The sequence below is a fragment of the Micromonospora sp. WMMD964 genome (assembly GCF_029581455.1).
GTDB lineage: Bacteria > Actinomycetota > Actinomycetes > Mycobacteriales > Micromonosporaceae > Micromonospora.
The window spans coordinates 6,210,067-6,224,404 of record NZ_CP120860.1 but is presented as its reverse complement, the minus strand read 5'-3'; the positions used below and the strand labels follow the sequence as shown (position 1 = coordinate 6,224,404).

11 protein-coding genes are annotated in these 14,338 nt (G+C 72.2%); 8 read left to right on the top strand and 3 right to left on the bottom strand.

Going from position 1 to position 14,338, the window contains the following annotated elements; translation table 11 throughout:
- The first annotated feature begins 86 nt into the window (after positions 1 to 86).
- The 6 genes from O7616_RS28235 to O7616_RS28210 all read left to right on the top strand — a co-directional run bounded on the left by O7616_RS28235 (position 87) and on the right by O7616_RS28210 (position 9,809).
- A complete protein-coding gene (locus O7616_RS28235; protein ID WP_282304737.1) occupies positions 87 to 854 on the top strand; it encodes a type 1 glutamine amidotransferase in 768 nt (255 codons plus the stop codon).
- Positions 854 to 4,027 carry a bifunctional [glutamine synthetase] adenylyltransferase/[glutamine synthetase]-adenylyl-L-tyrosine phosphorylase gene (locus tag O7616_RS28230; RefSeq protein WP_282304736.1) on the top strand — a complete coding sequence of 1,058 codons (3,174 nt, stop codon included), beginning with the start codon at positions 854 to 856 and terminating at the stop codon, positions 4,025 to 4,027. The genes O7616_RS28235 and O7616_RS28230 overlap by 1 nt, the downstream gene beginning before the upstream one ends.
- Positions 4,020 to 5,636 (top strand): hypothetical protein, encoded by a 1,617-nt coding sequence (locus O7616_RS28225; RefSeq protein ID WP_282304735.1) that lies wholly within the window; start codon positions 4,020 to 4,022, stop codon positions 5,634 to 5,636. The genes O7616_RS28230 and O7616_RS28225 overlap by 8 nt, the downstream gene beginning before the upstream one ends.
- Before the next feature lie 48 nt (positions 5,637 to 5,684).
- Positions 5,685 to 7,085 carry a polyprenol phosphomannose-dependent alpha 1,6 mannosyltransferase MptB gene (mptB, locus tag O7616_RS28220; RefSeq protein WP_282304734.1) on the top strand — a complete coding sequence of 467 codons (1,401 nt, stop codon included), beginning with the start codon at positions 5,685 to 5,687 and terminating at the stop codon, positions 7,083 to 7,085.
- Positions 7,086 to 7,201: 116 nt separating this feature from the next.
- Positions 7,202 to 8,779, top strand: coding sequence for a polyprenol phosphomannose-dependent alpha 1,6 mannosyltransferase MptB (mptB, locus tag O7616_RS28215; RefSeq protein WP_282304733.1), 1,578 nt, complete (start codon positions 7,202 to 7,204; stop codon positions 8,777 to 8,779).
- Positions 8,780 to 9,464: 685 nt separating this feature from the next.
- Positions 9,465 to 9,809, top strand: a complete 345-nt coding sequence (locus O7616_RS28210; RefSeq protein ID WP_282304732.1) for a hypothetical protein — start codon at positions 9,465 to 9,467, stop codon at positions 9,807 to 9,809.
- A gap of 235 nt (positions 9,810 to 10,044) precedes the next feature.
- Here the strand turns inward: O7616_RS28210 and O7616_RS28205 are convergent, their stop codons facing one another.
- Both O7616_RS28205 and O7616_RS28200 read right to left on the bottom strand, forming a co-directional pair.
- Positions 10,045 to 10,536: a hypothetical protein gene (locus O7616_RS28205; RefSeq protein ID WP_282304731.1), complete on the bottom strand. Its 492-nt coding sequence runs from the start codon at positions 10,534 to 10,536 to the stop codon at positions 10,045 to 10,047.
- Positions 10,533 to 11,141 (bottom strand): hypothetical protein, encoded by a 609-nt coding sequence (locus O7616_RS28200; RefSeq protein WP_282304730.1) that lies wholly within the window; start codon positions 11,139 to 11,141, stop codon positions 10,533 to 10,535. Before O7616_RS28200 ends, O7616_RS28205 begins: the two co-directional genes overlap by 4 nt.
- Before the next feature lie 457 nt (positions 11,142 to 11,598).
- On the opposite strand from O7616_RS28200, the gene cutA reads away from it, so the two are divergent.
- On the top strand, positions 11,599 to 11,919 hold the full coding sequence (gene cutA, locus O7616_RS28195; RefSeq protein WP_282307752.1) for a divalent-cation tolerance protein CutA: 321 nt from the start codon (positions 11,599 to 11,601) through the stop codon (positions 11,917 to 11,919).
- A 3-nt stretch (positions 11,920 to 11,922) separates the two neighbouring features.
- Here the strand turns inward: cutA and O7616_RS28190 are convergent, their stop codons facing one another.
- Complete coding sequence (locus O7616_RS28190) at positions 11,923 to 12,900, bottom strand: XRE family transcriptional regulator (RefSeq protein ID WP_282304729.1); 978 nt, start codon at positions 12,898 to 12,900, stop codon at positions 11,923 to 11,925.
- A 557-nt stretch (positions 12,901 to 13,457) separates the two neighbouring features.
- On the opposite strand from O7616_RS28190, the gene O7616_RS28185 reads away from it, so the two are divergent.
- Positions 13,458 to 14,309, top strand: a complete 852-nt coding sequence (locus O7616_RS28185; protein WP_282304728.1) for a hypothetical protein — start codon at positions 13,458 to 13,460, stop codon at positions 14,307 to 14,309.
- Positions 14,310 to 14,338 lie beyond the last annotated feature (29 nt).

The window sequence follows — 14,338 nt, the reverse complement described above, 5'->3', positions numbered from 1 at the left end:
CGCAGAGCCTAACGATCCCACCAGCACGGGCACGCTGGTCCGTGGCAGGGCGTGGCAGGGGGTGGCGTACCCGCTAGCCTCGACGGGTGGCAACCGCGCTGGTGATCGAGAACGACCCGACCGACGACGCCCGCCGGCTGGGCGAGTGGCTGACCGAGGCTGGGCTGGAGTTGTGGGTGGTCCGCCCGCACGCCGGCGACGAACTCCCCGCCGACCTGGAGGGGTACGCGGCGCTGGTGGTGCTCGGCGGCGAACAGCACGCGTACCCGCTGCCGGACGGCTCGCCCGGCGCGCCCTGGTTCCCGGCCGTGGAGGGCCTGCTGCGCAAGGCGGTCCGGCACCGGGTGCCGACCCTGGCCGTCTGCCTGGGCGCGCAACTGCTCGCCCAGGCGCACGCCGGGCTGGTCGAGCGCAGCCCGTCCGGGCCGGAGATCGGCCCCGGCGTGGTGGGCCGGCGCGACGCCGCCGAGAACGACCCGCTGTTCCGGTACGTGCCGTTGATCCCGGACGTGCTCCAGTGGCACGTCGACGAGATCACCGAGCTGCCCCGGGGCGCGACCCTGCTGGCCGCGTCGACCCGCTACCCGAACCAGGCGTTCCGGCTCGGGGACCGGGCGTGGGGTCTGCAGTTCCACATCGAGTGCGACGCCGCGATGATCGCCGACTGGTCCACCGACTCGGCCCAACTCGCCGAGCTGGGCTACGACCCGGAGTTGGTGGTGGCGGCCTGCGCCTCGGTGCTGCCCGACATCGAGGAGGTCTGGCAGCCGTTCGCCGCCCGGTTCGCCGCGCTGGCCCTCGGCGAGTTGGACGACAGCGTGACGCGGCGCGGCCTGCCGCTACTCGGGCACTGATGAGCCGGCCGACCAGGGCGCCGGGGCGGCTCGCCCGGTACGGGTTCGGCACCGCCGAGGGCGACGGCGGCGCGCGCGCCGCGGACCTCCTCGGCCCGGACGGGCTGCGGCTGTGGCGGCCGGAGGAGCAGGAGCCGACCGACGAGCCGGCCGGGGAACTGCTCGCCGCGCTGTCCCGGGCCGCCGACCCGGATCTGGCCCTGCGCCAACTGCACCGCATCGTCGAGGCCGCGAGGCGGACCGACGGCACCAACGCGCCGGGCGGCGGCAGCCGTGCCAGTGCGCCGGGCAGCGGCACCAGTGCGCCGGGCAGCGGCAGCGGCACCAGTGCGCGAGGTGGCGGCAGCGGCACCAGTGCGCGAGGTGGCGGCAGCGGAGCCGGGACACCGGGCGGCAGCGGCGGCGACGCGTACCCTCCGCTGCTGGCGGAGCTGCACGCCGACCCCGGGCTGCGGCGGCGACTCATCGCCGTGCTGGGCGCGTCGTCGGCGCTCGGCGACCACCTGGTGGCGAACCCGGAGCACTGCCTGACCCTGCGTACCGCCCCGGACGGGCTCGCCCCCGTCGCCGAGGGGCGGCTGGAGGTGACCGACGGCGGCAACCCGGTGGCGGCGCTGCGCACCGCGTACCGGTTGGCGTTGCTGCGGATCGCGGCGGCGGACCTGACCGGTGGCCGCGGCCTGGAGCAGACGATGGCCGCGCTCTCCGCGCTTGCCGACGCGACGCTCGCCGCCGCGTACGAGATCGCTGTCGCCGAGCTGGCGGACGGCACCGAGCGGCCCCGGCTCGCGGTGGTGGCGATGGGCAAGTGCGGCGGTGGCGAGCTGAACTACGTCTCCGACGTGGACGTCATCTTCGTCGCCGCCGAGGACGCCGACCTGTCCGCCGCGACCCAGGTGGCGACCCGGCTGATCTCCGTCTGCGGGATGGTCGCCTGGCCGGTGGACGCCGCGCTGCGCCCCGAGGGCAACCGGGGCCCGCTGGTGCGGACCCTCGCCAGCCACCTCGCCTACTACCGGCGGTGGGCGCGCACCTGGGAGTTCCAGGCGCTGCTCAAGGCCCGCCCGGCCGCCGGTGACCTGCCGCTGGCCCAGGAGTGGATCGACCAGCTCGCGCCGCTGGTGTGGCGGGCGGCCGAACGGCCCGAGGCGGTCGAGGACGTGCGCGCCATGCGCCGCCGGATCATCGACAACATCCCGCCGAAGGAGCTGGAACGCGAAATCAAACGCGGCCCCGGCGGGCTGCGCGACATCGAGTTCGCCGTCCAGTTGCTGCAGCTCGTGCACGGTCGCGGCGACGAGACGCTGCGGGAGCCGGGCACCATCCCGGCGCTGCGCGCGCTCGTCGCCGGCGGCTACGTCGGTCGCGCCGACGGCGAGGCGCTGCTGCGCGGCTACCGCTTCCTGCGCGGCGTCGAGCACCGGCTGCAACTCCAGGGCCTCCGCCGCACCCACACCGTGCCGACCGAGCCGGGCGCGCTGCGCTGGCTCGCCGCCGCGCTGGGTTTCACGGCCACGCCGGGGCGCAGCGCCGTGGAGAGCTTCCGGGCCGAGTGGGTCACCCACGCCACCGAGGTACGCCGGTTGCACGCCAAACTGCTCTACCGGCCGCTGCTGGAGTCGGTGGCCCGGGTGCCGGCCGACGGGCTGCGGCTCACCCCCGAGGCGGCCCGGAACCGGTTGGAGATCCTCGGTTTCGCCGACCCGGCCGGGGCGCTGCGACACCTCCAGGCGCTCACCGGCGGGGTGAGCCGCACGGCGGCCATCCAGCGGACCCTGCTGCCGGTGCTGTTGAGCGAGTTCGCCGACGCGCCGGAGCCGGACCGGGGGCTGCTCAACTACCGCAAGGTCTCCGACAAGCTCGGCAGCACCCCCTGGTACCTGCGGCTGCTGCGCGACGGCGGCCCGGTCGCCCGCCGGCTGGCCCGGGTCCTCGCGCTGTCCCGGTACGTCGCCGACCTGCTCGCCCGCGACCCGGAGGCCCTGCGGCTGCTGGCCGAGGAGAACGAGCTGGCCCCGCGCTCATCCGACGTGCTCCGGGAGGGGTTCCTCGCGGCGGCGGCCCGGCACACCGATCCGGTCGAGGCGGCCGGTGCGGTGCGCGCGCTGCGACGTCGGGAGCTGGTCCGGGTGGCCTGCGCCGACCTGCTCTGCCGGGCGGGCGCGCTCGCGCCCACCCCCACCCGACCGGACGGCGCGAACCGGCCCGCCCCCGGGCTGGCCGACATCACCGAGGTCGGCACGGCGCTCGCCGACGTCACCGACGCCACTCTGGCCGCCGCGCTGCGCGCCGCCCGGGCCAGCCAGCCCGCGCCGGAGGGGCTGCGGTTCGCGGTGATCGGCATGGGACGGCTCGGCGGGTACGAGTCGAACTACCTCTCCGACGCCGACGTGCTCTTCGTCTACGACCCGCCCGCCGGGGTCAGCGAGAGCGCCGCCAGCGCCGCCGCGCACGCGATAGCCGAGGAACTGCGCCGGTTGCTCGGGGTGCCCGCCCCGGACCCGCCGCTGGGCGTCGACGCCGACCTGCGCCCGGAGGGCCGGCAGGGTCCGCTGGTGCGCAGCCTCGCCGCCTATTCGGCGTACTACGCCCGCTGGTCGCGGGTGTGGGAGGCGCAGGCGTTGCTGCGCGCCCGGTTCGTCTGCGGCGACGCGGGTCTGGGCGCCGAGTTCGAGGCGATGATCGACCCGGTGCGGTACCCGGCCGACGGGCTGACCCGCGAGCAGGTCGTCGAGATCCGGCGGATCAAGGCCCGGGTGGAGACCGAGCGGCTGCCCCGGGGCGCCGACCCGGCCACCCACACCAAACTGGGTCGCGGTGCCCTGGCCGACGTGGAGTGGGCGGTGCAGCTCGTCCAGCTCCGGCACGCCGGGGCGAACCCGGCGCTGCGCGGCACGCGTACCCTCGACGCTCTCGCGGCGGCCGAGCGGGCCGGCCTGATCGACCCGGCGGACGCCGCCGAGATGGCCGCCGGGTGGTCCCTGGCCGCGCAGGTCCGCAACGCGTTGATGCTGGTCCGGGGTCGGGCCGGCGACCAGTTGCCCCGGCACGGGGTGGAGCTGGCCGGTGTGGTCCGGCTGCTCGGCCGCGACGACCCGGGGGAGTTCCTCGACGAGTACCTGCGCGTCGGTCGTCGCTCCCGGGCCGCTACCGAACGGGTCCTCAATGCCTGACGCGTCGCCCCGCCCGTTCGGGCGGCGCACCGGCTGGGCGGCGGCGACCGGGGTCGCGCTGGTGCTCGCCGTCGCGTTCCTGGTCGCGCCCCGGATGGGCACCGACCTCGCGGCGCAGGTGGCCCGAGCCGAGTTCGCCGACCGGTACGGTGCGACGCCGCTCGACCTCGGCTGGTACGGCGGCGTCAACCAGTACGGCTACAGCCTGTTCACGGCCCGGTTGGGCGCGTTGGTCGGGGTGCGTCCACTGGGGGCTGTCGCCGCGGTGCTCGGCGCGTTCGCGCTGGCGTGGCTGTTCGCCCGGAACCGGGCCCGACGGCCGCTGCTGGCCGGTGTCCTCGGTGCGGTGGTCCTCGTCGGCAACCTGGCGAGCGGACGGATCACCTTCGCGGTCGGGCTGACGTTCGGATTGGTGGCGCTCTGCGCCGTCAGCACGGAACGCCCACCGCGTCCGCTCCGGTTGGCGCTGGCCGCGGTCTGCGCCGCCCTGGCGACGGCGGCGAGCCCGGTCGCCGGCCTGTTCACCGGGCTGGCCGGTGCGGCGTTGCTGCTGGCCGCCCTGCGGCGCGGCGACGGACCGGGCCGCCCGCTGGCGGGTGGGTGGCGGGCGGAGGGTCCACTGGCGGAGGGTCTCGTCCTGGCCCTGGCCCCGGCGGTCACGCTCGCGCCGATCGCGCTCCTCTTCGGCAACGGCGGCACCCAGCCGTACTCGGCCGAGTCGATGCGGATCAACGTCGCGCTCGCCGTGCTGGTGGCGGTCCTGCTGCCGCGACGCCGCCGGGTGCTGCGGGTCGGCGCGGCGCTCACCGTCCTGCTCCTGGTCGGGGCCTACTACGTGCCCAGCCCCATCGGGTCCAACGCGCTGCGCCTGCCGCTGCTCTTCGCGCTGCCCGTGCTGGCCGGGTACGCTCCGCTGCCCGGCCCGTGGCTGGCCGGGCTGCTCGCCGCGTTGGTGTGGTGGCAGTCGCCGGTGATGACGAGCGACGTCACCCGGGCCGGTGCGCCGGAGAGCGCCCCGGCGTTCCACCGACCGCTCGTCGACGAACTGCACCGGCGGCAACCCGTCGGACGGGTCGAGGTGGTGCCGCTGCGCGACCACTGGGAGTCGGCTTACCTGCCACCGACCGTGCCGTTGGCCCGTGGCTGGGAACGTCAGGTCGACAGCGACCGCAACGCGCTGTTCTACGACGGCACCCTGAACGCGCAGACCTACGAGCGGTGGCTCCACGACGAGGCGGTGACCTACGTGGCCGTCGCACCGGACGCCCCCGCCGACCGGTGGGGTCGGGACGAGGCCGCGTTGATCCGCGCCGGCCTGCCGTACCTGCGGGAGGTCTGGCGTGATGCGACCTGGCGGCTGTACGCCGTGGCCGACCCGACGCCGCTGGTCGGCGTACCGGGCCGGCTCGTCGCCTCCGACCGGGGCTCGGTGCGGTTGACCGCTCCGCCCGGCGACGTGCCGGTGCGGGTGCGCTGGTCGCGGTGGCTGTCGCTGAGCGGCCCGGACGGCTGCCTGCGCCCCGGTGCGGACGGGTGGACCGAGGTGCGGGTCCGCGCGGCCGGCGACTACACGATCAGCAGCGACCTGGCGCCGGCCGAGCACTGCTGACGGTGCCTGCCGTCGCCCTCCGACCCGAGGGCTGGCAGCATGTCGGGCGTGCCTCCCCACCTCGCGCGCTGGATCGGCCTGGTCGGCTCGACGCTGCTCGCGCTGTCCGCGTTCCTCGGCGGCGCGTTCCCGAGCGGCCCGCTACGCAGCACCCCGGTCAGCATCTGGCAGGGCCCCCACGGGCCACTGGTCCTGGCCGCCTGGCTGGTCGGCACCGGCCTGCTGGCGTACGCCTGGTGGGCGCTGCGCGACGGGGTGCCGTCGACCCGCTGGGCGCTGGTCACCGTGGGGCTGTGGCTGCTGCCGCTGCTCGTCGCGCCCCCGTTCGGCAGCCGTGACGTGTACGCGTACGCCTGCCAGGGTGCCAGCTTCGCCGGTGGCATCAGCCCGTACGAGCACGGCGTCTCCGCGTTGCCCTGCCCCTGGCTGGACACGGTCTCCGTCATCTGGCGGGACACCCCGGCGCCGTACGGGCCGCTGTTCGTCCTCATCGCGGGTGCGGTGGTCGAGGTCACCGGGTCGCTGAACGCCAGCGTCGTGCTGTTCCGGGCCCTGTCCCTGGTCGGGGTGGCGCTGACCGCGTGGGCGCTGCCGGTGCTGGCCCGCCGGGCCGGGGTGCCCGCCCGACGGGCGGTGTGGCTGGCGCTCGGCTGCCCGCTGGTCGCCACGCACCTGATCGGCGGCCCCCACAACGACGTGCTGATGCTCGCCGCGCTGGTCGGAGGGCTGGCCGTGGTGGCCTCGAACCCGGGTCGGCGCGGAATGCTCCTGGTCGGCGGGCTGCTCCTCGGCATCGCCGTGGCGATCAAGGTCACCTCCGTGGTGGTGGTCCCGTTCGCCGCGTTGGCGGCGACCGCCGGGCCGTACCGGATCCGGACGCTGATCCGTGACGGCGGCTGGGTGGTCGGCGGTGCCGTCGCCACCGTCGTGGGAGTGACAGTCGCCGGTGGGCTGGACTTCGGCTGGATCGGCGGGCTCTCCCAGGGCGGTGCCGCCATCGCCTGGACCTCCCCACCCACCGCCGTCGGGCAGACGATCGGCTACCTCGCGGTGCCGTTCGGCGGTCACGTCGACGCGTTGCCGGTGACGCGCGGGATCGCCGTGGTGCTGCTGGCCGTCCTGCTCGTCTGGCTCTGGTGGCGGGCCCGCACCCGGGACCCGCTGTTCTACGCCGGCCTGGCGCTCGCCGTCACCGTCGCACTCGCCCCGGTCGTGCACCCCTGGTACTGGACGTGGCCGCTGTTCGTGCTGGCCGCCACCGCCCGGCGTACCGGATGGTTCCTCGTGGTCGCCCTGGTCGCGTCGTTCCTGATCCTGCCGGACGGCACCGGCCTGCCCCGCTACACCAAGACGGTCGGGGCGCCGCTGATGACGCTGTTGGTGATCGTCGTGGTCGTCCGGTTGGTACGGTCGGCTCGGGCGACCCGTCAGCCGGTCGCCGCCGACTGAGGGAAGGTGCGCCGGTGACCGCTCCCGGCCCGCCTGGTTCGTCTGGCCCGCCTGGCCCGGCTGGTTCGCGCGGCCCGGCTGGTTCGCTGGCGGCCGGTGCGCTGGCTGCTGGTCCGGTGGCGGCCTCGGTGGCGCGCTACGTCGGTCTGGCCGGCGCGATCCTGCTCGCCGTGGCCGGATACCTCGGCGGCGCGCTACCAGACACCCCGTTCGGCGCGACACCGGCGTCGATCTGGCGAGCCCCGGACGGTCCGGCGACGCTGACCTGCTGGCTGCTCGGCACCGTGCTGCTGGTCGGCGCGTGGTGGTCGTTGCGCGACGGTGCCCCGTCGACCCGATCGGCGTACGTCACCGCCGGGCTGTGGGCGCTGCCACTGCTGCTCGCGCCTCCGCTGGGCAGCCGGGACGTCTACTCGTACGCCTGCCAGGGCTGGACGTACGCGCACGGCGTCGACCCGTACGCGGTGGGGGTGGCGGCGGCGGGCTGCCCGTGGCTGGACACCGTCGCGCCGATCTGGCGGGACACCCCGGCACCGTACGGGCCGGTGTTCGTCCTGCTCGCCGCGCTCGCGGTCGACCTCGGTGGCGGGTTGACCGGCACGATCGTGGCGCTGCGGGTCATCGCCGTGGCGGGGTTGGTGCTGGCCGCGCTCTGCCTGCCCGGTCTGGCCGGTGCCGCCGGGGTGCCGACCCGGCGGGCAGCCTGGCTGGCGCTGGCCGGGCCGCTGGTCGGCGTACACCTGGTGGCCGGGGCGCACAACGACGCCGTGATGCTGGGTCTGCTGCTCTGCGGGCTGCTGGTGGCGATCCGGCGACCGGGTCGGCCCGGGGCGCTCCCGCTGGCCGGGGCGCTGCCGCTGGCCGGAGGGTTGCTGCTGGCCGGAGGGTTGCTGCTGGCCGGAGCGCTGCTCGGGCTGGCGGTCACGGTGAAGGCCACCGCCGTGGTGGTGGTGCCGTTCGCCGTGCTGGCCGGGATGCGGCGCCCGTACACGCTGCGGGCGTTGCTGCGCGACGGCGGTTGGCTGGCCGGAGGGCTCGTCGGCGCGGTGCTGGTCACCTCGGCGCTGTCCGGTCTCGGCTTCGGCTGGGTGGGCGGGCTGACGCACAGCGGCGACTCCGAGCAGTGGACGTCGCCACCCACCGCCGTCGGGTTCGTGGTGGACTACGTCGGCGCGCTGGTCGGTCGGGACCCGCAGGCCGTACCGGTGGTGCGGGCGGCCGCCCTGCTGCTCCTCGCCGGGTTGCTGGTGGTGCTCTGGTGGCGGTCCTGGCGGACACTGCGCCGGCTGGACCACACCCGAGCGCGGGTGGTCGCCGTACCCGATGATGACGCGGCTGCCGACGGCGGCCGGGCCCCGGTTGCACCTACGCGGGTTGAGGCGGCGCGGGTCGGGGCGGCGCGGGTCGGGGCGGCGGATTCCCGGGTGGTGTTGCGCGGCGCCGCGCTGGCGCTGGTCGCGACCGTCGTTCTGTCCCCGGTCTTCCACCCCTGGTACGCGACCTGGCCCCTCGCGCTGCTCGCGCTGACCGCCACGCGGACGACGTGGTTCGTGCCGCCCGCCGCCGTGGCGGCCTTCCTCGCCCTGCCGGACGGCACGAACCTGGCCCGCTTCACCAAGGCCCCCGGCGCCCTGGCGATGACCGCCCTGCTCCTGACCGTCCTCGTGTCGGTGCTCCGACGGGCTCGCGCCTAGCCCGAGATCCGCGCGACTTCGGGGAAAGTGCTGCCTCCAGCGCCCCGGAGGCAGCAACATCCCCGAAGTTGCTGCCTCCAGCGCGTCAAAGGCAGTGGGCGAGACGAGCCGGGCCGGCTCCGCGATCGCGGAGCCGGCCCGGCCGGTGTACGAGTGACTGCTCAGCAGTCGTAGTACATGGCGAACTAACCGCCCATGGCGGCTGACCTGGGGGAGTGGCATCGATCATGCCGCTGAGCAGGCCGTACGCCGTATATCAATTTCCATCGTTGTCCAGTGTTTCCAGGCGGCGTCTGTACCCCTCGTGTACCTAATGATCATGGGGTGGGGTTGTGTGCGAGCGGTTCCGATGGTGACCGGTGCGGCATCCCGTCGCGCAGGCTCCGCCCTGCCGGGCCGCGCCGACCTGGTCCAGGTGGAGCGCCCCACTGGACGTACGACCTGGACCAGGTCGGCGCGGTCTGGTGGCCTCTGGTGGGCGACGGGTCCCCGGTTGCGGCCGAGGCATCCCAGAGTCGCCGAGGGTTCGGGGCGAGTAGCCCCGACCGCCGGAGGCCATCCCCGGGTCGTACGGCCGGAGGCCCTACCCGCCGGAGGCGAGGCGCTTGCCGGTCGGCAAGCCCTAGAGGGTTCCGGTCACGATCTGTGCTTCCCCGCTCACATCAACGTCATTACCTTGATAGGTATGGATGAACCGGACTGGGGCGAGCAGGAGCGGGGCGAACCCGATTGGGTCTTCGACCCACCGGACGAGGAAGACGAGTACGAGTTGGCACACACCGACGTTGACCTCAAGGCCGACCCCGGTGGGATCGCCGAGATCCGGCAGCGTCACCCGAAGGCATACCGCCCATGGACACCGCAGGCTGACTCGGAGCTGATGAAGGGCTACCTGGCCGGCCACAGCATTGACGAGCTGGCGATGTCGTTCGAGCGGCAGCCGAGCGCGGTCCAGCGACGCCTTGAGCGGCTGGCCTTCGCCGAGATGAGTCGACATCGCGCTGTGCCAGATCCGCCCGAGCCGCGCTGACCCAACCGATCCTCCGTGCCCTGCGCCGAGTTCCGAGCGGCGTGGGGCATCGGTGCGTCCGACTGCCGGTCCGCCGTTGCCGCAGGCATAAGGCGGAACCGGCAGGGGTCCGACGACGCGGCCCGAAGGGCCGCCTTGAAGACGTATGGAAAGTTCTCACCGGCAGGAGATTGATCTCGGAGCGCCCAATTCGGGGTCCAGCTACGGGCTGATAGGACGAGCCGTTCTGACGGGTTCAGTCCCGGCCGAGGGTATACGCGTATAGGAACAGTCCGATTGCGAACGGCACCGTAAAGATGACGAAGTTCTTCCAGGTGTAGTCGTCAGAGATGGCAACGTTGCCCAGGTATCCCAGCGCCGCACCGGTGAGCAGGGTGCCCATCTCGGACAGCCTTCGGTCGCGTTTCGATCCGGAAGTTCCCAGCGACTCTGCCGCAGTCCTTACGTGATGTGCGGAGACGTCATCAGACTGCTTCTGATCGGCGATTGCTCTGCTTATGAGTTCGAGGCTGGAGATGTACTTCGCGATGGCGGCAGCGTGCTCGGCGGCTGCTTCCGGGCTGAACCTGAGTGAAGCAGCGGCGACCAGTGGTGTGCTGACGGGGGCAGTCGGGGCAGTTGTCGGCCGTCGGTCGACGCTACGAGGTAAGCCCTGCCCCACAGGGGAAGGTACCTTCTCAAGGGACTCACCTACCGTCGGACGAGGGCGCATGCGGCCTGTGGTCACAGTCCGCTCCCGCTGGGACGTTCCTGCTGTGGCTGCTGTATCGCCTGCGCTTCGCGGTTCAGTATCTCCAACTGGCGGCGCAGCACGTCCACCTCGCTCTCGACCCGCCTTCGATGGACATCCTCACGGATCCGCACAGTCTCCAAACGCGCCTCGATGTCGAGTTCTTTCTCCTCCAGGACCCTGAGCCAGTCATGCAAGACCTTCGCGGCGCCCTGTAACACTCGCGCCCTTCCCCACGCTTCCCGTTGGCTGAGGATGAGCCCTATGAGCGCTGCGCATAGACCTATCAGAGCCGCAGCGACGCCAGCCACCGGCTCGTTCGATAAAGGCACTTCCATCCACAACGTCGAGAGGAGCACGAGAATGAAGACGAGGGCCATCAGGCCCCAGAGGAATACCAATTTGTGACGCCCGAAGCGGGCGGGACGGCCCTCATGGCGAACGGCATTCTCCATTCGCTGGATGGCGTCCATTGCGGCGGCATGCTCGGACTGGAGTCGGAGGAGTTCACGGAGGAGCTCTTCTTGCTCCGACACGGCCCCCTCGCCGCCAGTCTGCGACTTCAAGGTTCCCGCTGGCGGTTCGCCTGCTTCTAGCGACACAGGTCAACGATACGGGCCGATAAGCCTCAACGGGTAGTGCCCGGGCGGGGTGACAGAGCGCCAGAAGTCCTGGTCCTCGTCGGGCGCAGCGCCGTCGATCGAGCTGGAGACGTCGTCGCGCGCCAGGTCGCCGGATGAAGCACAACCTGACAGCGAGCTCCGGACGGGGCGAGGGGATGCATAGGTGCGATGATCGTTCAACGCGGGCAGAATGGCGTATGTGACGAGCCCTGATACAGACGCGGAGTGGTGGACGACGTCGGAGGTCGCCGAGTACCTCGGCGTCCAAGTCGGGACCGTGAGTTCCTACCGGAACCGTGGCCAGATGCCGGAGCCTGACAAGACGTTCGGCCGCACCCATCTATGGCGCCCGCGAACCATCGTGTCCTGGCACGAGGGTCGCCCCCGGCTCGGAAGTCGCGCCGTTGACGCGAGCAATGAGCAGCCCTGGACCGTCTTGCAGGTGTCCACCGCTGTGGAGACGCGTGAGGCGGCTGTCGAGCTGGCGCGCCTCGTTGTGGAAGCAAGGCTTGCTGCTGGCGCGCAAATCGTCGGGCCTGTCATCTCAGCCTTCTGGCACCAGGGTGAGTTCGGCACCGGCGAAGAGTGGCAGCTTCTCCTGAAGACGCATGCGCAGCGCTTCGAGGATCTACGAGCCTTCCTCCAAGACCATCACCCTTGGCAGAACCCCGAGATCGCGGCTGTGCCGATCGTGATGAGTTCGGACGAGTATGCCGCGTGGGTCAGCCGGACCCTCCTGCTGGACGTGGAGCCGTAAGGGCTACGCCCTGGCGCGCTCCAACACCTCCCGCACCCCTGGCACGGCGGCGTGGTCCCTCAGTCGTTGTAGAACCGGGCTGAGACGTTGGCGTGGTCGCACGGAGGCGACGCCTTCGGAGAGGTCCAGCACTCGACCAGCGACCCGGGCGGCTTCCTCCGGCTCCCCCGCCGTGGCATAGGCGTCCGCCAGCCAGCACGAGTACAGGGCCTTGTCTCGGGCGTGGGCGTCGTCGAAGCCAGCTAGTACGCCCTCCAGGAGAGGAACGGCGCGCAACGGCCGGCCAAGTTCCGCCCAGCAGCGGCCGGTCATGATGGTCACCTCTTGGTCGTCAACCCACGTCGACCAGTCAGGTTCCTCGGTCGCGTTGCGACGCTCCAACGCAGCGCGCGCCGTTGCCAGGGCCGCATCAGTCTCACGGGCATTTCCGACGACAGCGTGCGCCCAAGCTCGACGCTCGTGCAGCAGAGCCGTGACGGTGGCCGGGGCTTCTTCGCCGGCTGCGGCGCAAGAAGCCTCCGCGATCGCCACGGCTTCGCGGGGATCGCCGCCCACGGTCTGATAGGCCAGGAACGCCAGAGCGTTTCCGGCGAGGTGAGGCGCGTGCGCTTGATTGGCTATCCCGTGGCTTTCGCCGTAGAGCCGCTTCGATAGGTCCAAGTTCCCTGCGTCGAACGCAGCCCATCCAGCTTGCTGCGCCTGCTCCGCCAGAATTGCGAGCAGGCGCTGTTGAATCGTCTCTGTGTAAGTGCCGCCCGCCACGAGTTTCTTGGTCATCTCGTATTCGGACAGGTAAAGGCGAACGGTGTCGCCTCCGCCCAGGACGTCATCGAGGCGACGGAGTCGCGCCGTCCGTCGCGCGAGTACCTTCGGCAGCTTCTCGCCGAGGCGTCGCCCGGAGGACAGGTCTACGACGTCAACAGCACCGAGCAGGGTGCCGGCACCGACGGCAGATACGCGCAGGAAATCACGTCGATTCACGGTCTCACCTCGGGCATCTCGGGCTGCCGCCTGGCCGGCCTCCCAGTCTCGGGGAGCCAAGCCCAGCATATGCCCCGGAATTCGCATCGCATCTGCGATTATGCTGATCTTTTCGTATGTTGCGATACTGCCCTGTCCACGGGCAAGAGCGCCGACTCTTTCGGGCTTTATTGAGCACGATTCCGCAATTCGCGAATAGCTGATGCCAGCCCATTTCCGAGCCAGCATGAACACTGTCCCGAAGTCATGCCGAGCGAGCGCGGCACGCATGTCCTCGCGCTCTAGGACATGGCGCGGGAGAGCAATCCCGCTGACTCGCTGCGACATCAATGCCTCCACCCCGTCGGTCGCTCCTCATCCACATCCGTCAGTGGCCTACCCATCATGGGTACCCCCGCCGGAGGGTCGAAAGAGCACTTCCCAGCCTCGCACTCTTACACCCAGGGATCAACACAGCGCGATGCGTCACCACGCTTGACCTGTACCGAGTCAGTCAGTACGGTCAAGTCGGTACTGAGTCGCACGGATGCCCATGGATAAGTAAGGGGAGGTTGGGCATGGCGAAGTCAGGGATGTTCGGTGAGCGCCCGGTGGGTGCGGTGACGCTGGTGGAGACGCCGGTGTCGCGGTCGTACGCGCAGAAGGCTCGGGTGGCGTTCCTCGTCGTGGCGGCGTCGGTCGCCCTGGTGGTGGCCGCTACCGCGTCGGTGGCGCTGCCGCTGGTGCTCGCGGTGGTGGTCGGACTGTTGTCCGGCGGCGTGTGCGGCCTGGTGGTCGCGTGCGTGGTCCGGGTGTGGCCGGCGCTGCGGGTGCTGTGGTGGTGGGCGTTGGAGATCGTGGCTGCGGTCACGGTGTTCGTGGGCATGGCGTACCTGTCTCGGGCGACGCATCCGGCGGTCCCGCTGGTGCTCCTGGCCCTGGTACTGGGCGTGGTCTTCGGTGTCGGTCGGCTTCGTCGGCGGGTGTCGGCGTGGGTGTGGTGCGTGGTGGTGCGGCACCGGCTGCGGTTGTGCTTCGCGGAGTTCATCCGGTCCGCGTCGCGGCTGCATCCGGGCCGGTTGCCGCTGATCCTGTGGGCGCGGCCGACGCCGGCCGGGGAGCGGGTGTGGGTGTGGCTGCGGCCGGGCCTGGACCTGACGGACCTGGACGGCAAGGCGGACAAGCTCGCGGTGGCCTGCTGGGCGGGCGAGGCGCGGATGGTCCGCGCGTCGGCCAAGCATGCCGCGCTGGTGCGGGTCGACATCACCCGTCGTGACCCGCTGACCGGTCTGGTGGCGTCGCCGCTGTCGGCCTGGGTGGCGTGGATGCGCGACGAGGACGCCCCGGTGTCGCCGGCTATGCCGCCGCTGGGCCTGGACCTGCTCGACGTGCCGGAACCGGCACCGGAGCAGCGCAACCCTCGCCGCTGAAACCAAGACTCACACGCCCTGACCGGGGT

Bases quoted from the DNA above. Each gene is read 5' to 3' on its own strand.
- O7616_RS28185 (WP_282304728.1), top strand. From the start codon at position 13,458: ATGGCGAAGTCAGGGATGTTCGGTGAGCGCCCGGTGGGTGCGGTGACG.
- O7616_RS28225 (WP_282304735.1), top strand. From the start codon at position 4,020: ATGCCTGACGCGTCGCCCCGCCCGTTCGGGCGGCGCACCGGCTGGGCG.
- O7616_RS28230 (WP_282304736.1), top strand. From the start codon at position 854: ATGAGCCGGCCGACCAGGGCGCCGGGGCGGCTCGCCCGGTACGGGTTC.
- O7616_RS28210 (WP_282304732.1), top strand. From the start codon at position 9,465: ATGGATGAACCGGACTGGGGCGAGCAGGAGCGGGGCGAACCCGATTGG.